The organism is Clostridium sp. UBA2485 (genome assembly GCF_002341865.1).
GTDB lineage: Bacteria > Bacillota > Clostridia > Clostridiales > Clostridiaceae > Clostridium_J.
This window is the reverse complement of record NZ_DDOV01000049.1, coordinates 166,609-184,377: the sequence shown is the minus strand read 5'-3', so window position 1 is coordinate 184,377 and position 17,769 is coordinate 166,609. Positions and strand designations below refer to the sequence as shown.

Annotated in this window: 20 protein-coding genes and 1 riboswitch; of the genes, 7 read left to right on the top strand and 13 right to left on the bottom strand. The window is 26.1% G+C overall.

All coding sequences use genetic code 11. The features are described 5' to 3' along the window. Nucleotides 1-51: 51 nt before the first annotated feature. Entirely contained in the window at nucleotides 52-1,254 is a 1,203-nt protein-coding gene (locus B3603_RS10250; protein ID WP_291564208.1) for a cation:proton antiporter, read from the bottom strand. Between the two features lie 99 nt (nucleotides 1,255-1,353). After that, nucleotides 1,354-1,413: riboswitch (Fluoride riboswitch) on the bottom strand. Nucleotides 1,414-1,847: 434 nt separating this feature from the next. Further along, the gene (locus tag B3603_RS10245) at nucleotides 1,848-3,782 is read right to left on the bottom strand and encodes a sensor histidine kinase (RefSeq protein ID WP_291564205.1); all 1,935 of its coding nucleotides are present in this window, start codon (nucleotides 3,780-3,782) and stop codon (nucleotides 1,848-1,850) included. Nucleotides 3,783-4,105: 323 nt separating this feature from the next. Here B3603_RS10245 and B3603_RS10240 point away from each other — a divergent pair, with 323 nt between their 5' ends. From B3603_RS10240 to B3603_RS10220, 5 genes are all read left to right on the top strand, one after another. Next, nucleotides 4,106-4,444: a hypothetical protein gene (locus B3603_RS10240; RefSeq protein ID WP_291564202.1), complete on the top strand. Its 339-nt coding sequence runs from the start codon at nucleotides 4,106-4,108 to the stop codon at nucleotides 4,442-4,444. A 111-nt stretch (nucleotides 4,445-4,555) separates the two neighbouring features. Further along, on the top strand, nucleotides 4,556-5,194 hold the full coding sequence (locus tag B3603_RS10235; protein ID WP_291564200.1) for a LiaF transmembrane domain-containing protein: 639 nt from the start codon (nucleotides 4,556-4,558) through the stop codon (nucleotides 5,192-5,194). A gap of 16 nt (nucleotides 5,195-5,210) precedes the next feature. Beyond that, on the top strand, nucleotides 5,211-5,753 hold the full coding sequence (locus tag B3603_RS10230) for an RNA polymerase sigma factor (RefSeq protein WP_291564197.1): 543 nt from the start codon (nucleotides 5,211-5,213) through the stop codon (nucleotides 5,751-5,753). Then, complete coding sequence (locus tag B3603_RS10225) at nucleotides 5,729-6,013, top strand: hypothetical protein (protein ID WP_039633859.1); 285 nt, start codon at nucleotides 5,729-5,731, stop codon at nucleotides 6,011-6,013. Before B3603_RS10230 ends, B3603_RS10225 begins: the two co-directional genes overlap by 25 nt. Nucleotides 6,014-6,035: 22 nt before the next feature. Beyond that, nucleotides 6,036-6,596: a hypothetical protein gene (locus B3603_RS10220; protein ID WP_291564192.1), complete on the top strand. Its 561-nt coding sequence runs from the start codon at nucleotides 6,036-6,038 to the stop codon at nucleotides 6,594-6,596. A 195-nt stretch (nucleotides 6,597-6,791) separates the two neighbouring features. Here B3603_RS10220 and B3603_RS10215 read toward each other — a convergent pair whose 3' ends face one another. The 5 genes from B3603_RS10215 to B3603_RS10195 all read right to left on the bottom strand — a co-directional run bounded on the left by B3603_RS10215 (nucleotide 6,792) and on the right by B3603_RS10195 (nucleotide 11,069). After that, on the bottom strand, nucleotides 6,792-7,376 hold the full coding sequence (locus B3603_RS10215; protein WP_291564189.1) for a DUF4825 domain-containing protein: 585 nt from the start codon (nucleotides 7,374-7,376) through the stop codon (nucleotides 6,792-6,794). A 215-nt stretch (nucleotides 7,377-7,591) separates the two neighbouring features. Continuing rightward, the gene (locus B3603_RS10210) at nucleotides 7,592-8,920 is read right to left on the bottom strand and encodes a DUF4179 domain-containing protein (RefSeq protein ID WP_291564187.1); all 1,329 of its coding nucleotides are present in this window, start codon (nucleotides 8,918-8,920) and stop codon (nucleotides 7,592-7,594) included. After that, the gene (locus B3603_RS10205) at nucleotides 8,920-9,459 is read right to left on the bottom strand and encodes a sigma-70 family RNA polymerase sigma factor (protein WP_312575544.1); all 540 of its coding nucleotides are present in this window, start codon (nucleotides 9,457-9,459) and stop codon (nucleotides 8,920-8,922) included. Before B3603_RS10205 ends, B3603_RS10210 begins: the two co-directional genes overlap by 1 nt. A 123-nt stretch (nucleotides 9,460-9,582) precedes the next feature. After that, entirely contained in the window at nucleotides 9,583-10,170 is a 588-nt protein-coding gene (locus tag B3603_RS10200; RefSeq protein WP_291564183.1) for a hypothetical protein, read from the bottom strand. 149 nt (nucleotides 10,171-10,319) lie between these two features. Then, on the bottom strand, nucleotides 10,320-11,069 hold the full coding sequence (locus B3603_RS10195; protein ID WP_291564180.1) for an acyl-[acyl-carrier-protein] thioesterase: 750 nt from the start codon (nucleotides 11,067-11,069) through the stop codon (nucleotides 10,320-10,322). Between the two features lie 260 nt (nucleotides 11,070-11,329). Here B3603_RS10195 and B3603_RS10190 point away from each other — a divergent pair, with 260 nt between their 5' ends. After that, nucleotides 11,330-11,554: a hypothetical protein gene (locus B3603_RS10190; RefSeq protein ID WP_291564177.1), complete on the top strand. Its 225-nt coding sequence runs from the start codon at nucleotides 11,330-11,332 to the stop codon at nucleotides 11,552-11,554. Further along, on the top strand, nucleotides 11,526-11,948 hold the full coding sequence (locus tag B3603_RS10185; RefSeq protein ID WP_291564174.1) for a hypothetical protein: 423 nt from the start codon (nucleotides 11,526-11,528) through the stop codon (nucleotides 11,946-11,948). The genes B3603_RS10190 and B3603_RS10185 overlap by 29 nt, the downstream gene beginning before the upstream one ends. Nucleotides 11,949-12,015: 67 nt before the next feature. Here B3603_RS10185 and B3603_RS10180 read toward each other — a convergent pair whose 3' ends face one another. From B3603_RS10180 to B3603_RS10155, 6 genes are all read right to left on the bottom strand, one after another. After that, nucleotides 12,016-12,540, bottom strand: a complete 525-nt coding sequence (locus B3603_RS10180) for a ferritin family protein (RefSeq protein ID WP_291564172.1) — start codon at nucleotides 12,538-12,540, stop codon at nucleotides 12,016-12,018. A gap of 116 nt (nucleotides 12,541-12,656) precedes the next feature. Next, a complete protein-coding gene (locus tag B3603_RS10175; protein WP_291564169.1) occupies nucleotides 12,657-13,109 on the bottom strand; it encodes a hypothetical protein in 453 nt (150 codons plus the stop codon). Nucleotides 13,110-13,727: 618 nt separating this feature from the next. Beyond that, nucleotides 13,728-14,312, bottom strand: a complete 585-nt coding sequence (locus B3603_RS10170; RefSeq protein WP_291564166.1) for a manganese efflux pump MntP family protein — start codon at nucleotides 14,310-14,312, stop codon at nucleotides 13,728-13,730. Between the two features lie 268 nt (nucleotides 14,313-14,580). Next, nucleotides 14,581-15,783 carry a methyl-accepting chemotaxis protein gene (locus B3603_RS10165; RefSeq protein ID WP_291564164.1) on the bottom strand — a complete coding sequence of 401 codons (1,203 nt, stop codon included), beginning with the start codon at nucleotides 15,781-15,783 and terminating at the stop codon, nucleotides 14,581-14,583. Between the two features lie 219 nt (nucleotides 15,784-16,002). Beyond that, the gene (locus B3603_RS10160; RefSeq protein WP_291564161.1) at nucleotides 16,003-16,518 is read right to left on the bottom strand and encodes a GNAT family N-acetyltransferase; all 516 of its coding nucleotides are present in this window, start codon (nucleotides 16,516-16,518) and stop codon (nucleotides 16,003-16,005) included. Between the two features lie 294 nt (nucleotides 16,519-16,812). Then, on the bottom strand, nucleotides 16,813-17,673 hold the full coding sequence (locus B3603_RS10155) for a cation diffusion facilitator family transporter (RefSeq protein WP_291564158.1): 861 nt from the start codon (nucleotides 17,671-17,673) through the stop codon (nucleotides 16,813-16,815). Nucleotides 17,674-17,769 lie beyond the last annotated feature (96 nt).

The window sequence follows — 17,769 nt, the reverse complement described above, 5'->3', positions numbered from 1 at the left end:
TTTTAATCTTGTAAAAGATAATATACTTAAATTTCTTCACTTTAAATTAACTTATGCTGTTTTCTTTATAGCTTCTTCAGCATCAAGAAATTTATTGGAAGAGATTTTTACTCCTATAGCTCCAAGTGGAGCTGTTATTAATATAGATAAAAACGCTATTGCTAACATAATATCTCCAGATGCTACTCCCGCTGATAAAGGCACTGCTCCAATAGCTGCCTGTACTGTAGCTTTAGGAATATATGCTATTACACAGAATAGCCTTTCCTTTAGATTTAAATTTGTACCAATAGTACAAATAAATACTCCTATACTTCTTCCTAAAAGCCCAAATAATATTATCAGTATACCTAAAAATCCAGCATCTATAGCTACTGATATATTAACCTGAGCTCCTACTAATACAAATAAAAATATTTCTGCAAATATCCATATTTTATTAAATTTATCTGAAAGCGCTTTCCCTATAGCATTATCCTTTTCCATTATTACAAATCCAATAGTCATAACCCCTAATAAAGTAGCAATCTCTATTTTATCCTTTAATATTCCTTCTAAAGAATTTAATAATATTGCTGAAGCTAATACCAATAAAACCTTTTTAGTATCTCTAATTTTAAAATTTTTAAATACTTGAAGTAGTATTATCGAAACGATTATACCAAGTAAAATTCCGAGTAGTATTGATAGTGGTATTTCTAGTAACTTCAATCCTAAATTCACTTTGCTTCCCCCATACATACTTAAAAAAGAAGTAAATATAGTTATAGCAAATACATCATCTATGGATGCTCCTGCTAATATTATTGTTGGTATTCCCTTATTAGTACCAATTTTATTTTCAATAAGTTCTAACATAGATGGTACAATTACTGCTGGTGAAACAGCAGCTATTATAAATCCTAATATGCCTCCTTCTATAAAAGTAAAGCCTAATAATTTTGTACATATGATTGCAATGAATAATCCCTCTATTATCCCAGGAATACAACTAAATTTTATAGCAGTAATCCCAACCTCTTTAAGCTCTCTTTTATTAATTCCAAGTCCTGCCCTCAGTAATATAATAATAAGTGCAATTTTTCTTATATCAGGAGAAATTATTAAGATACTATTACTTAATAATTTTAATTCATAAGGTCCAATTATTACTCCCAAAATCAACATTCCTAATAATCCTGGTAATTTGATTTTATTAAAAATACTATTTACTATAAAACCTAACAATAAAATTAGTGCTATACTCGTAGCCATATAAAACCCTCCTTAAAAATCTTTAAACATCTAAACTTTATAAATTATTATGTGAATAATAGGAATAAAATAAAAAACTCCTACAAGATAGACCTCTGTCATCTTGTAGGAGTTATTAGCATTTCTGCGATTATGGTGAACTCCATCACCTTGTGATATTATTGAATATATGAGATGCATCTGAACCCTCTCACGACTAAAGTCGTAAGGTTCTTAGGTACTATCCAAACTTCTTTTGGATAGCTGATATTTGCTAAAGCAATATCAGTTGACACCAAATACTGACTTGGTTTCCCTAAGACTTTATCGGGCAAAGTTTCCGTTGAAACTATTATCACCCTATGGGGTTTATCATATTGGCTCGGTTCAAAACCATATGCCCCAAAGTAGTAATGGATATTCTATTATCATTTGCAAGTTGATTCATTATATTCTTTAAGTCTTTTTCTACATTTTTAACGAGAAGTTTATGGCACATTCATCTCGGCACCGAAGTATCGAGTATTCTGTGTCGTGTGATAAAGCTACATTATTATCAGTATATAATTTAGCAATTTATATGTCAATAATAAAATAACTAAAATTATAAAATATTAATCATATATATCTGAAAATTCTAAATTTACTCTATCCTCGTGACTATTTATAAAGCTCTTATCAGAATTATCTTCAATAGCGCAAGCTCCACAAGGAATCTCAATAATAAAAGAACTTCCTATATTTACTTCACTTTCAATATGGATTTTTCCGCCATGCATCTCTACTAATGATTTTGTTAATGAAAGTCCTATTCCACTGCCTTCTTGATTTCTTGTAAGGAGATTATCTACTTGTCTAAAACGTTCAAATATTATTTCCTGCTTGTCCTTAGGAATTCCCACTCCTGTATCTCTTACTATAATTTTAACTTTATCCTTTTCATCACGTATATCTACATAAATAGTTCCACCTTTAGGTGTAAATTTAACAGCATTAGAAAGTAAATTTAATATAATTCTCTCCATTTTATTTGGATCAAAACAAGCTATTTTCTCCTCTATTTCTGTATCAAAAATAAGACTTATATTCTTTCTCTCTATATAATTAGCTACAGACATTGTAATATCTTCTATAAATTCTATTATATTTAGACTTTGACATTGAAGATTAAAATATCCAGCATCTATTTTGGTAATGTCAATTAAATTATTTATAAGCCTTAATAATCTCATGCTATTTTGTTTTAATGCACTCATTCTTGTATATGTAGTTTCATTCTTATATATTATGCTTCCATTTTCTACATACATATCATGAAGTTGAAGTGTACTTAAAATAATATTTAAAGGAGTTCTAAGTTCATGAGATATATTAGCAAAAAACTCAGTTCTTAAATTTTCATATTCTATGGCTTTTTTATATAATTCATTTTTATATTCCATTTTAACAAATAATAAAATTACAATTAAACTCAATATAGCAATGATTAAAATTATCGCCGCTTTAATCTCTGTAGGAATTTGCTTAAAGACAGAGGGATGATTCATTATAACTGCATTACTTGGTAATTCTTTAGTTTTTATAGAACATTTTTTCATAACATCATAATTAAATATATATTTAAAATTTTTATCCATTACAGGTTCTATTGTCTTTACTTCTTCCCCATTTAGTATTCTATAACATATAGTTCCGGTAGCTTGTCCTATTTCGACTCCCTCTAATATTATTCCTCCCAATACTGCCTCACTAAAATAAGGTTCAACCCAAGTATATAATGGTGCTTTTGTATAATTAACTATAATATTAGCGCTATTTCTTCTATTTAGTATTTGATTATTTCTATCCTTATAAACTCCATAAATGAAATTTATACTATTCCTCTCAGTTCCCTGTAATTTATTAATAACTTGTTCTATATTATCAGTTTGGATTATGTTAAACTTAAAATCCTTGTATTTTTTTTCTATATTTTTAACTTCATTTATATAGACTGTAGATGTTTTACTATTATCAAATAAAAAGTTTAATACTTTTGCATCACTATGGAGTTTTAAAGCAAGTTCAACAGTGTTGGTTATCGGCTGTTCTTCTTTTACGCCTGTAGAAAAGTTTTTTAATGTGTCATTTATTTCTATGTTAGGATCATTAATGCTAGTATACACAACGGGAGTTCCATAAAATATTTCCTCATAACATTGATTAAAAGCCTCAAAAGCTTCATCATCACATACAACTATTAAATCATATTTTTGATTTTTAAATTTTATAGCGTAATTTTTTATCATTTGTTCTGTATCAATAGCATTTTGCTTGCTATCTAAATATTCAAAATTATATTCTATTTTTTTAAAACCTTTATCTAATATATTTTTTATTCCTGAAAAAATACTAGCTTCCCAAGGTTCGTCAAAGTGATAGGAGTTAATTATCAATATCTTCTTATTATCAGAATTAGAATCTAATGAATATGCTTTAGTTGAAAAATTTGTACATATTATTAATAAGACTATAAAACATTTAACTAATTGTTTTATTTGATTTTTCATATTGCCTCCATATTTTCACTAAGTTTCTTACAATATATTGGTATTATGTATTTTTTATACTATCATATTACCATTATACTACAAAACTAATGACATGAAAATGTTAACATATAATTAAATAAATGAAAATATCTGTTTACAATTAAAAAAGCTTTTAAATTTACTTTTTTTAATTTTTTTCATGGGTTTTTATGATTATCTTATGTCTAAGTTAGTGTGGCTATGTAATTTAAATCTTTTATAAGCTAGCTTAAACTTTAATATTTTATTTATTTTAAATTTATATATAAATACGTTTTAAGATAAATATTAGGAGGATTATCATGAAAAAACTAGGAAGTACTACAGTTATATTAGGCTTTATAGCCTTTTTCATAATTATGCTATTAATATATTTAGATTTTCAAATTGGAAAATCTCTTATAAATTATTGGCCTATATTATTTATATGCCTTGGTGGTGAATTGTTATATGAAAGTAAGGATACAGAAGATTTACATAATATAAAATACAATAAAGGTATTTTTTTAATCATACTTTTATTTTTATGTGCTCAAGGATATTACAATATTAATGACAATGTAAAAAATAATATCTCTAAAAATAAGTATGGTATAACTGTAGATGATATATTTACCTATAGTAATACTTTATCAACTTAGAGCAATAGAAACTCATAAAATTTTATATAAAATAAATTTTTTAAATTTATCCGTGGGTTTTTCTAAATTATGTTGTCTAAATATATGAAAAGAAATATGAGGAGGAGTGTTATGAAAAAACTTGGAAGCAATACCGTTGCAATAGGATTTATAGCTTTTGGTATAATTATGTTATTAATACAGCTGGACTTTCAGATCGGAAAATCTCTTATAAATTATTGGCCAGTATTATTTATATGCTTTGGTGGAGAATTGCTATATGAAAGCAGAAAAAGAGATAATTTCGGTACTATGAAATACAATAAAGGAATTTTTTTAATTATTCTTTTATTTTTATGTGCTCAGGGATATTATAATATTAAGTGGCATGTAGAAGCTAACCTTCCTGAATATAGACATTTTATAAATGCAAATGATATGTTTTTTAATTCTATGGGTACAAAAGCAGATACCGTTATTGAAGGAGAAAATACAAAATTAATATTTAATGCACATAATGCAGATTTACAAGTAGTAAAAAGTGATGATAAAGTAGTAAAATTTAATGGGCTTATATTTAAAAATTCTTATAATGATGAAGGTGTTACTACTTTAAAATCTCAAGTAGATAAAGGAGTTATTACAATAAATGCTAATACTGATGATATATATAACGTGGTTGGAATTTTGTATGTGCCTAAGAACCTTGAAATCACTTTTAATGTTGATAGGTTAAAAGTAAATGCAGAGGAAGGTGTAGTAATTAAATAATTTGGAGTGATTAATTTTGGAGGAAAAAGAATTAATAGATAGAATACGAGATGGAGATAAGGATGCATTTGTAGTATTTGTAGACAAATATAAGAAAAAAATTGTTTCCCTATGTTACTCCTATACCTCTGATTACGGTGAAGCCGAAGATTTATCTCAAGAAGTTTTTATAGCATTTTATAAAAATATAAGTAACTTTAGAGGAGATAGCTTGGTATCAACTTATTTATATAGAATAACTATTAATATATGTTTAAACTTTAAAAAGAAAAATAACCTAAAGAGTTTTTTAGGAGGACTTTTTAACGTTCATAAAGAACATAGTTTAAATTTAGATGATAAGACCTATGTAAGACAATGTATTAGAGAACTTCCTGAAGATTTTAAAAATGTTATAGTGCTTTATTATTATATTGGTCTTAGTTATAAAGAAATTGGTGACATTTTAGGAATTTCTGAAAGAGCAGTTGAAGGTAGGTTGTATAGAGCCAAGCAAAAACTTAAGGTTAAATTAGAAAAAGGAGAGGTAGTACTATGGAGCAACAAAGGGACTATATGAGTGAATTATTTAAACGCTGTGATAATGATTTTACAATAAGCGATAATTATAATAATAACTTATTAAACAAACTTGAAGAAAGCAATAAACCTGTAGAGGTTAAAATAAAAAATAAATTTTTAAATTTCTTTTATAAGAAAAAAGAAGGCTTTAGTCTTATATTTAGTGGAGTTTTAATGCTTTTAATAAACTCTTTAGGATTATCTTCAAAAATAGCAGAATTTTTTATGAGACTAAAAGTATTATTTTTCTTAGGATAATGAATAATATAGGAGGGTTATTATGATATATAAAAGAAGAAGCAATTTCTTAAACTTTATATTTGCATGTATACCTGGTGCAGGATATATGTATAATGGACTTTTAAAAAGAGGATTAGAAGTGTTATTAGGATTTGGATTTATAATTTTACTAGGTGATTTTTTACATTTAGGTGTTTTAGTACCAGCAGTACTTATACCGTTTTGGTTTTATACTTTCTTTGATACCTTCAATGTAAAAGCAAGATTAGATCATGGTGAATATATTGAAGATAAATTTATACTTTTAGATGATCCTTCAAATTTTAAAATTTCTTTTAACAAATTAAATCTCAAAGTAATAGGAACTATTTTTGTAGTTATTGGATTTTTCTCTGTATTTAGTTTAATAATCAATGATATTACTAGATATTTGAATTTAGATATAGATTTATATAGACTTTATTACACAATAAGATCCTATTTTGTACCTATTTTATTTATAGGTTTTGGATTATATCTTTTAAGAAAAAATAAAAGTAGTAAAGATTATAAAAAACTATTAATTAATCCTGAAAATACAGATGAAGAAAATCGTGGTTAATCACCACGATTTTTTTAATTATTAATATTTTTTAAAATAGAGTTTCTAAAGTTTAACTTTTATTATTTCATTTACAAATATTTTTCCCCTTTTAATACCTTTACAAAAATTCCTTCCCTCCGCATTATACAATCACCTATACTATGAAATATATTATATTTATTAGTTAGAATTTAAATTTCAGATATTATATTTCTATTTAATAATAATGCTATGAGCTTCAAAAAAGCTCTCTATACTTTCCTTTGATGTCAATTTATCTTTTAAAACTTCCTTTTCCCATAATAATTTATTCTCAGCATATTTTCTTAAATCTTTTCCATAAAAATCTTCAACTTCTTTTCTTGAAATATTAAATGATAATTGATTTTCTACATGCAAGTTTAATTCTATATTTTCTACGTTTTTAATCAATATAAACAATGTAGTAATATTATTCAAAAATATTTTTTTAGTATTTTCGTCATTAAAATATTTGTGTAAATCCTCTTCTTTTATATTTGACTGTCCTTTATATTCATAATCTACCTTTATACTATCATTCGTCAATGAAAATTCCTTTATGAACATATTCCCAGGTAAAACTGAAAGAATTCCTCCTACTTTACTATTATCACCAACATAAGAATCTTTATATTTTAATAATTTATCTATATCTAACTCATCTACACTGTATATATCTCTTTTATAGTTATTATCTTTAATTTCATTACTTTTACATCCTATCATAAATAACAGTGTAAAAAGTAAAGTAACTACTAAAAGAAATTTCTTCTTCATTTTTATACCACCTCATTTATTGATTGTATTTGAAAGAAAATAACAAGCCAAAAATATTAATGTATTTTATATAAGACAAAACATCGAGTTTTAGTAAATCAGTCTGCTATAAAATAGGCTAACATATTGGCTTATTATTTTTCTTTGTTTTTATCATCTCTGATTTTATACTTAAAAATATAAGATAATTAAATTTTTCTATAACTTAACTAGATTTATTTCAGTTCTATATCAAAACCTTCATAAATTTCTATTACTTCGTCAAAGTTCAAAGTACCTATATTATATATTTTATTTTTGTCTAAAGGTTCAGCTTCCCAAATGAAACTATAAGTTCTTTCATCTATCTTCTTAATCTTATCAAATTCTCCCCATATTTCATTTCCTTTATCGTCAATAAAGAATATATTAGAGTATTGGTATAATGGTGCAGTACCTTCTACTTTATAATGAACTAAGGTTTTGTCTTTTAAAAACTCTATCTTATTTATAATAAGTTTTCCTATTTTTCCTTGAGACAATTCTATAGGATATTCCCTATTAATCTTTTCTGATATTACAGTTCTAGCAGTGTCTTCCGAATTTATATATTTATATGGTACCACTTTAAGCTTTCTAGGTATTTTTTTAACTGGATCAAAAATTAACTCTCTTTCAAAATTTTCTCCAGAGCTTGACCCTCCTGCACTCTTACTTTGTATTTGCATATTACTATCATCAAACAAAAACCACTCATTATCTTCCTCTTTATTATCACTTAAACTTTTATAAACTCCTCTAATTGATATATTAGTATTTATAGGAGTAAGTGATATCTTCTCTACCACTATGTCTTCATTAGGTAAACTTACAGATTTTAGAGGAGTAAATATATTATATTCTTTAGCTGTATTTTCTTTTCCAATTCCAGAAACATCAAATTTAAAATCCCAATGTCCTTGTACATTACCTATTCCAGATATTCCTAAATCTAACTTAAAACTTTCCGGTATATCTTTATCTTCCATAAAATGAAAACTTTGATAAGCTATATAGGTTTTTTCATCAATAAATTCCCCCTTTTGACTCATACCACTGCCATAATCTCTATCATTTACTTTAAATTTATCTATTCTTATATGGGGATATTTAATATTTTCTTCAAATTTCTTATTGTTTTTTATAGTATAAGCTATTGTTATGTTGCTATTGTCAGTAACTATCTCATTGACAGTTACTTCTATTCCTTTATGAATTTTAGATATATTTATATTTTCACTATATTTAACATAGTTTTCTCCTATATTAAATACTTGATTTAACTTCTCAAAAACAGAATTTAAAATAGGTATATCCTTTGCCAATGTAGGATTTATTGTAAATAGCCCTATACCCACTGTTACAACAACACTTGCTGCTACTATACCTTTAATATTTTTCTTCCTTTTTCTTTCTGGTAAATTCTTTAAAGTTCTATCTATAGAATTTATCATATTCTCTGGAAGGTTAATAACTTCTTCGTTAATATCATCTCTTAATAATTTATCAAATAATTTCTCATTCATTACACTATCCCCCTATACTCTAAATGTTCTTGAAGCTTTGATCTAGCTCTAGACAGTCTAGATTTTACTGTCCCCTCAGGTATATCCATTATCTTACTTATATCTTTAACAGATATATCTTCATAATAAAAAAGTATAGTTGGAACTCTTAATTCCTCTGAAAGCTTATTTATGGCTTCTCTAACCTCTAATTTCCCATGATTATCTTCTACCCCGTCTTCTTTTAATTTATCAATAGAAACAATTCTTTTTTGAGAATTATAAATCTTCCTACATTCATTAATTAATATTTTTATAATCCAAGTTTTGAAATATTGATCTTTCTTAAGATTTATTATACTTTCATAAGCTTTAATTATAGTTTCTTGTATGGCATCCTCACAGTCTTCATCCTTAGATAGTATTCCTTTAGCTACTCTATAAAGACTTTTTTCACAACTTTTAATAAGAGATATAAAGGCTTTTTTATCACCTTTTTTAGCTAGCTTTACTTCATATTCTAAGGTTTTATTTATATCCTTTTTCATTACTAACTCCACCTTACTTCCTCCCTTCACAATCATTAGATAAATTATATAGGAGGTTGGTTCACTAAAATATAAATTATTATTTATATTTCTTTTATACAATAAAATAAGCCTTAGCATAAGCTAAGGCTTTAATTACATTTTATTATATTGAAGATAAATCTTTGGATTCATCAAATTCTTATTTTTGTTTATATTTCTTAATAGTGAGTCTCTTTCCTTAAAGTATTCATATACACTTTCTATAACAAATAAAATAGCAATTGCATTTACTCCTGTAACAATAGTAGAAACAGTGCTACTATTCACTCCATAGCATATAGTAAATACAACTATTGAAATAATAATTGTTATTAAAAACTTTAAGGTAGAATTTTTTAGTACACATTGCTTTTTTATAAAAGTTTTTGAACTACTATTTAAAAAAATATCTTGAATTAACTCTTGGCTTTGAAGAACATTTTTCTTACTTCTATTACATTCACCATATTGCTTGATAGAATTTATATCTTCAAAGCGATCTGCCAAAAAATTATAAATTTTAGCAGCTCTTATTTCATCTGTTGTAGAGCTGTGGTTTATTAAAGTTTCCTGATAATTATTAAGCTTTACTTCTGCTATATACTTACCAGTTGATAAACTTTTTCTATACATATTATCTAAATATGCCTCATTAAATTTTGAATTTTCATATAAAAACATCAAATTAGTACATCCCTTCAACTCTACATCCTCCTATCTATAAAAGAAATAAAATGACCTATTAAGAATACACTGTAAATAAATAAAATTCAATAGTTTTTTATATATTTATCTATAATATTTTTAAATAGCGTTTTTATTGCAATTTCTCTTTAAATAAATAGAATATTTTACAGCTTATTAAAGGTTAGTTTACATTGAAAAATCTGGCTTTCTGACTGTTTTTCAACTCCTTCAATGTAACAAGTGTTTTCGTCCTCTAAATCATTATATTTATAGAAGAAAATCTTTTCTTCACATTTTGCTTCTTTAATAAAATTTAATTGGAGAGTTTCTATTCTCATATCTTTATATATCTCTAATGGAAAACAATCCTCAACCCATTCTATATACTTAGCATTATTAACGTGAAGATTTAAATCTATATCATTGTATCTAACTTTCTTCTTCGCAACTAGAACTTTATCACCTTTAGGAAACTTAATCTTTTCTAGTCTCTCATAAGGTTCAAAACGATTTTCTATAGCTGGAATATTTATAGGTAGTTTACTTATTCTTTGAGGAAACATAGAATCTTCAGCCACTAATAAGTAAGCTGCATTAATGTCACCTATATGATTTTCCTCTCCATCATAAATTCTAAAAGAACGAGTAAAAAACATTTTATCTACACCACTAGGCCATGTCTCCACAATTACTTCATCGTTCCAATTAACATATTTCTTCATATTTATTTTTAATCTTGAAACTACCCAAAATAAGTTATGTTTTTTTAACTCTTCATATCCTGCTCCCAAAAGTTCTGCATGTATGCTTGAGGTTTCCTGCATATAATTGATTAATGAATGCATTTTTATCTTTGTACTATAGTCTGTTTCATTAAACTTAACCTTATAATTTTCTCTATGTATGTTCTTCATACCCATCACCTCTTGATTTATTCATAATTAAAAATATCATCTATTTTAAAATTATATCTAACATATAAATATTTCTTTAAGAAGAAATGTTAATAAATTATTTGTTATTAATTTTATTTCATTATAATTTTAGGATGGTATAGTATATTTCTACAATAACATTATATTTAAATATAAACAATGAAAAATCCTTAAATAGTTATAGCTTTCTATAAAAAATAATTTGATACTCAAAACATTTCCTGTATACTATAAACTATATGTATTTTACAGATTTGGATACTCAAAGATATTATTATAGATATAATTCTAAAGAGGCAGTTGATTCTATAAACCGTCATGATCATAGATTAAGTGAAATTCTAAACATAAATGTAGAATTTAAAAATCAAGGACTTATAAATGTTGATAATAATGAAAAAATACTAAATTATGATGCTTATCTAAAAAGTTGTGATGGCTCTGCGTATATATTTAAAAGATAAAAATAACACTTCTATTAAGAAAAAGGTAGAAAAAATACTATGGGATATAAAAAATAATTATGATAATTGTATTGAGAAAATACTCTCTCAGGAAGAAGCAGAGAATTTGGGAGCAGATAGAAATTGCGACTTTATGATAGAAGCGAAAGAAGGTTATTACTTTTTAGAGAAAGTAGATGGAAAAATTGTAGAAACGTTAAATCATTCTTTAGATCCTAATAATATATATTATAACATTGCTTCTCATGGATATTCGCCCCAAAAGAAAGATTACAGCACCATTTTTATAGCTTATGAAAAAGGAATTAAAAGTAAAGTTATCTTAGAAAAAGGACGTTTAATAGATGAAGGACCTACACTTGCTAAACTTTTAGGACTAGAGCTTATTAACTGAGATGATGTAGCAATTGAAGAAATTTTAGAATAAATGTAAATAGAAAAGTGTGGATAAACCACACTTTTTAACATCTACTTATTGGCCCATATTTATGTTTATCAAGCTTTAATAATGCTTGTGTCAGTTCTTCTACATGCTCCTTCTCATCCATAATAATCTCATACATTATAGTCCTACCTTCTGGATCTGGAATTTTTCTTAATTGATCTTCATATAAAACTATTGCTTCAAGTTCCCCTTTTATCTCTTCTCGTAATTTATCTAAAATAAATCTTCTATCTTTTTTTTCCATTCCATAGTCAATTCTAAGAGGTTCTAAATACTTAGATTCATTTTCATTTAAAACCCGTCTATACATATAATATTGCTCTTCATCCACTTTTCTAAGTAAGTTTAGAAGCTTCCCATAATGTTCTTTTTCTTCTTCTAAAATATGCTCAAGTATATTGTTTAGCCCTTTAATATCACTATAAGCAAGTATGTCGCTATAGTCATTGATAGCTACAAGTTCAGCAATCATAGCCTGCCTAAGTAAATTATCATAGCTATAAACCATTCCTTCAGGCTGCCTTATAGTTGTGTAGCTCATAAACTCTCTCCAATATATTGCTTCTAATTTTAATGTATCCATATAATTACAATTTGTTACCATTAAAGGCTAAAACACAAGCTATTGCCTTTTACAAATAGCCTTTTATATGCTATTTAATAAACTCTTATATAATTTGATAATGCATCCATAAGCTTTTCTTCATTTCTTAATGTAAGTTTTTTGAGATTAATATTAACCTCATCCTCACTATCTTTAATCATTATTATCATCATGTTATCTTTAATTTTAATCTTTTCAATTTTATCCATATCTATACTTCTGCTAAATATAGTTCCACTATTAACTATTATCTTTTTATTCTTTATACTTACATAGTTCATTCTACTTATATTAAAAAAATAGATAGTAAATACTAATGTTAGTATTACAAAAATAAGTATCAATAAACTAAAACCTTTAAATACTTCTAATAATGAGCTACAATTAAAAACTAAAAATCCAAATACAAAACTACTTATGACTGCTAAAAATAGAAAAATAATTGCAGTAATTGAATACGCACTTCTCTTCTTATACTTTAAATTATACTCGTTGATTTTTTCCATATTTAATCCCTCCCATTAAATATTATACCATATTGTTCCATAATTTTTAAGTAATTGTACGAATATTTTTACTATTTAAATTATTTTATATAGTATATAAATCAAGGTTATTTTTAAATAAGACATCTAAAAGATGAAATTTATAAAATACTAAAAATAATTTAAAAGAAGGAATGAACTTATACAATGGAGAACTTAATTTAATTCACAATCCATAATGCAAAATTCACAATTTTGGATATTTAATATATTAGCTAATCCTTTAATTATATTGCTTATCTCTATTGTTCTAATTTAATTGTTCCGAACTATGCTGCACCTCAGGGGAACCCTAAAGGGCTTCACTACTGTTCCCCAGAGGTGAAAAAACTAGCAATTGTATTGCTAGTAAAAAATCTATTAAAGAAATTAGTTTGATCAAAACTAATTTCAACTTTAATTGTGAATTTTGAATTGTGCATTATTTTAATTTGTAAATTGGAATATTTAATGATGTAGTTATTAGTTATACATTAACTTTTTAGGTGGTTTATCTATATAGTGATGTTTTATTTTAGAAATGAAAATTTAATAATTTATTTTCAATTTAAAGATTTTTTTAAACAATTATTTATTTACTTATAACATATTCTTAAATACTTCTAAAGCATTGGTATGCTCAATTAAAATTTTAATACCTATAAATATTAATATAATTCCTCCTAATATCTCTGCTTTACTTTCTAAAATCTTGCCTAAACTTTTACCAGTTATAACTCCAAAAAAGCAGGTTATAAAAGTAATTATAGCAATTAAAGCAACTGCTAACACTATATTTACACTTAGAAAAGCAAAACTAACCCCTATTGCTAAAGCATCTATACTAGTAGCAATGGCAAGCAAAAGCATCACTTTCACTGTTAGCTCATATTTAAGTTCATCTTCACTATTACCCTTTACAGCCTCATAAATCATTCTACCACCTATTATAAATAACAATGTAAAAGCTATCCAGTGATCAAACTTTATTATATAATCTGAAAAATTAACACCTAATAACCATCCTATAAGCGGCATAAGTCCTTGAAATATACCAAAATAAGCACCTACTCTTATAGCAGTTTTTATTTTATGTCCTTTCTCTTTCATTCCGATGGTTAAAGATACTGCAAAAGCATCCATTGCTAAAGCTAATGACGTTAAAAAAATTGATATAATGCTCATGTTAACCCATTTCTCCTTCTAAAATTTTAATAATAATTTTCTAATAAAAATAAAAGACTTATGTATAGCACAAAAAATATTTTTTGTGCTATACATAAGTCTCACTATTTAATACAAAGCCAGATGCAAAGCATCAGTATGTTGACCTTGAAACAGATTAATCTGCCAGCTACTCCCTTATGTTCCCTATATTTATCCATTAATTAATTATATAACAAACTAAACATATTGTAAAGCGTATGTGGAAGTATTTTACATAAACTATGTTTTATTTTGTTCTCTTTATTTGAGATAATTCTTCTCTAAAAGTGTCCTTTAATTCTCTAGAAATCTCTGCAAACTCTTCACTAGAGGAAGCTATTTCCTGCAGTGACTCATTTTGTTCTGTAATAACTTTAGAACTTTCAAGAGATATCTTTTCAATATTCTCAATAGCATATAGCATTCCATTAGAGGAATATTCTATATCGTTTATAAGTTCTAAAAGCTTTCCTACTCCATTTACTCCATCTAAAAGATCCTTATCAGTTTTCTCTATAAAATCTACAGTGCTTTGTACTATTTGTATTATGGCATCTATAGTTTCTTTAATTTCTTTAGTAGATTCTTGTGACACCTCTGCTAATTTTCTAATTTCCTCTGCAACTACTGCAAATCCTCTACCAGATTCACCAGCTCTAGCTGCTTCTATTGATGCATTTAGTGCTAATAGATTTGTTTGAGAGGCAATTCCTTGTATTGTAATTAATATATCCATTATAAGTTCTGATTTACCTTTTAAATCATTTATCTTGTCTACAGACTTTTTCATAGAATTATTTATAGATTCTATATTATCCTTAACTTCATTGCCAAATTTAGTACAAGCATCTGTTTTTTTATAGACTTCTTTAGCTTCATTTAAACTGTTTTTAGCCTCATTTAATACTTCATTTGATTGAACTTGTATATTACTTGAAACTTTTGATATTTCTTGCATTGAATTAGCTATTTCAGAAGACACACTATTAATTCTTGATGAATTGCTATCTACAAAATTTATTAACTCTTCGTATTTACTATTATTTTTAATTATCTCAACAGCACCTAATGGATTTCCCTCGTCATCATACATTCCTGAATTTGATGCTAGAGTTGAAAATCTTTTCCCTTTTCTATCAACCATTTCTGCTAATGAGTCTTTAATGAAATTTTTGCTATAGACTGCCTTAGTAGTAGGACAATCTTTGCAAATTTCTGTATTAAAAATTTGTTTACAAGTCATATTTTTTGCTTCATTTTCCGTATAACCTGTTAGTTCCTCCATAGTTTTGGGCCAGTATATTATATTATAATCCATATCTCTAACATAAAAAGGATCTGGTACTGCATCTCTTATAGCTCTTAACATATATACTTCTTTTTTTAACTCTTCTATTTCACTATTTTTCTCTTCAATTTCCTGTAATAGCCTTTTTTTCTTATCAAGCACTTAAATTCCCCCTTAAATTATCGTCTCATTAACTTTAATGTAAATTCACAAAAATTTACATTAAAATTAAACAATCATTAGTATATAAAGTACTCTATAAACTAATATGAAATTCCATATTTCTTGTATTTTATAATCCCCTATGAAGTTATACCCATTAGATTTATTTTTCATTAATTTTAAATTATTGATAAATTGCTATGTTAAAACTATTAGGTGTTAAGCTTGTTCACATACTTCGTTCTCCAAAATTGACATAACAATTAATGACTCATACTGATGATTACGCAGAAAACATTCTCTTAAAATCCCCTCTTCAGTGAATCCTTCAGAATCATAAAGTTTTTTTGCTCTATGATTTTTATAAAAAACATCTAGCCACAATCTGTGTGCTTTTAATTGCTTAAAAACAATGTTTTTAATTGTTCTTAAAGTTTCCCTTCCCAATCCTTTTCCTTTGTCACATATTATAAGTCTTTTAAGTTCAATGCTATGATTAGAACTTTGAAGCCCTGCTATAATTACATATCCAACAGCCTTATGTGTATTTTTATCTTCAACTATTAAATGCATAATATCTTCTTGCTGCAAAGCATTGAAATGCTCTTCTCTACTCCATTGAACTACATAATCAGCATTTTCATCTTCCCTTTCAGAATTAACCACAAAATCTAAATCACTTTCTTCAGTAAATCTTAAAACTATAATATCAGATTTTTCGATAAATTGCTTCATATCTTTACCTCTCATATAAACTAATTTGTTGCATCACAATATTTCTATAGATATACTATTAAAAAATCATTCATTATAAATTCTTCTTAATATATTTATGCCAGAAATACTATTATATATAATCAGTATAATAATAGTATATTTTACAATTATTATACTATATTTAATCTATACTACTAAACTATATTAGGATATAAAACAAAAATTTATATTAATATTTTTTTATGATATTTCAAAAAATTGTAGGACATTTAAAGAAAGCTTTAGAATTTTATAATTCTAAAGCTTTCTTTTTTAATCTGGTTCCACATGAATCATACAATGTTTCACATCTTCTATAGTGTCTTCTATACTATCATGAACTAAACTTGCAATATGATGGCCTTCTTCAACTGTTATACGTTTATCCACTTGTATCTCTATATCAACATAAATTTTATTTCCAAACTTTCTCGTTTTTAAATCATGTATTTCTTTTACTCCCTCAATAGAAGTAGCTACTTCTTTAATTTGTTCTATAACTTCATCATCAGCAGATTGATCAACTAATTGATCAGTAGCTTTTAAATAAAATTCTACTCCAACTTTTATAAGTATTAATGATACTATAATTCCGGCTACAGGATCCAAGAATTTAAAACCCATTCTTGCTCCAGCTATTCCTATAAGGGTACCTACAGAGGAAATAGCATCTGACCTATGGTGCCATGCATCTGCTTCCATTGCAATGCTCTTTACTTTTCTTGCAGTTATAATTGTGTACCAATACATTCCTTCCTTAACAACTATTGATGTTAAAGCAGCATACAATGCTATAGGTTTTGGAGTATCTAAATTTCCTGATAGTAAAATTTGTATAGCATTATAAGCTAAAAACACTCCTGTTCCTGCTAATATTAAACTAACTACTTTGGAAATTTCAGGTTCAAATTTTTCATGACCATAAGGATGTTTTTCATCAGCATCTTTATTAGAGATTTTCAACCCTATAATAACAACTACTGTAGTTGCTATATCTGAAAAGGTATGAATACCATCTGCTATCATTGCGCTACTTTTTCCTACAATTCCTGCTATTACCTTAAATATTGCTAATACTGTGTTAATAATTACTGTAATAATTGATACTTTTGCCGCTTTTTTATAATTATTCATCCCAATTCCCCTTTCAATTGAAAATACATTACCCTGACATTATATGCAACAAGTCCATTTTTATCAACCCTTTTATCAAATTTTATATTCACGACT

Coding starts and splice junctions, on each gene's coding strand:
- B3603_RS10245 (WP_291564205.1), bottom strand. CDS start 3,782: ATGAAAAATCAAATAAAACAATTAGTTAAATGTTTTATAGTCTTATTA.
- B3603_RS10240 (WP_291564202.1), top strand. CDS start 4,106: ATGAAAAAACTAGGAAGTACTACAGTTATATTAGGCTTTATAGCCTTT.
- B3603_RS10160 (WP_291564161.1), bottom strand. CDS start 16,518: ATGAAGCAATTTATCGAAAAATCTGATATTATAGTTTTAAGATTTACT.
- B3603_RS10220 (WP_291564192.1), top strand. CDS start 6,036: ATGATATATAAAAGAAGAAGCAATTTCTTAAACTTTATATTTGCATGT.
- B3603_RS10210 (WP_291564187.1), bottom strand. CDS start 8,920: ATGAATGAGAAATTATTTGATAAATTATTAAGAGATGATATTAACGAA.
- B3603_RS10185 (WP_291564174.1), top strand. CDS start 11,526: ATGGCTCTGCGTATATATTTAAAAGATAAAAATAACACTTCTATTAAG.
- B3603_RS10170 (WP_291564166.1), bottom strand. CDS start 14,312: ATGAGCATTATATCAATTTTTTTAACGTCATTAGCTTTAGCAATGGAT.
- B3603_RS10195 (WP_291564180.1), bottom strand. CDS start 11,069: ATGAAGAACATACATAGAGAAAATTATAAGGTTAAGTTTAATGAAACA.
- B3603_RS10180 (WP_291564172.1), bottom strand. CDS start 12,540: ATGAGCTACACAACTATAAGGCAGCCTGAAGGAATGGTTTATAGCTAT.
- B3603_RS10250 (WP_291564208.1), bottom strand. CDS start 1,254: ATGGCTACGAGTATAGCACTAATTTTATTGTTAGGTTTTATAGTAAAT.
- B3603_RS10190 (WP_291564177.1), top strand. CDS start 11,330: ATGTATTTTACAGATTTGGATACTCAAAGATATTATTATAGATATAAT.
- B3603_RS10215 (WP_291564189.1), bottom strand. CDS start 7,376: ATGAAGAAGAAATTTCTTTTAGTAGTTACTTTACTTTTTACACTGTTA.
- B3603_RS10235 (WP_291564200.1), top strand. CDS start 4,556: ATGAAAAAACTTGGAAGCAATACCGTTGCAATAGGATTTATAGCTTTT.
- B3603_RS10155 (WP_291564158.1), bottom strand. CDS start 17,673: ATGAATAATTATAAAAAAGCGGCAAAAGTATCAATTATTACAGTAATT.
- B3603_RS10175 (WP_291564169.1), bottom strand. CDS start 13,109: ATGGAAAAAATCAACGAGTATAATTTAAAGTATAAGAAGAGAAGTGCG.
- B3603_RS10225 (WP_039633859.1), top strand. CDS start 5,729: ATGGAGCAACAAAGGGACTATATGAGTGAATTATTTAAACGCTGTGAT.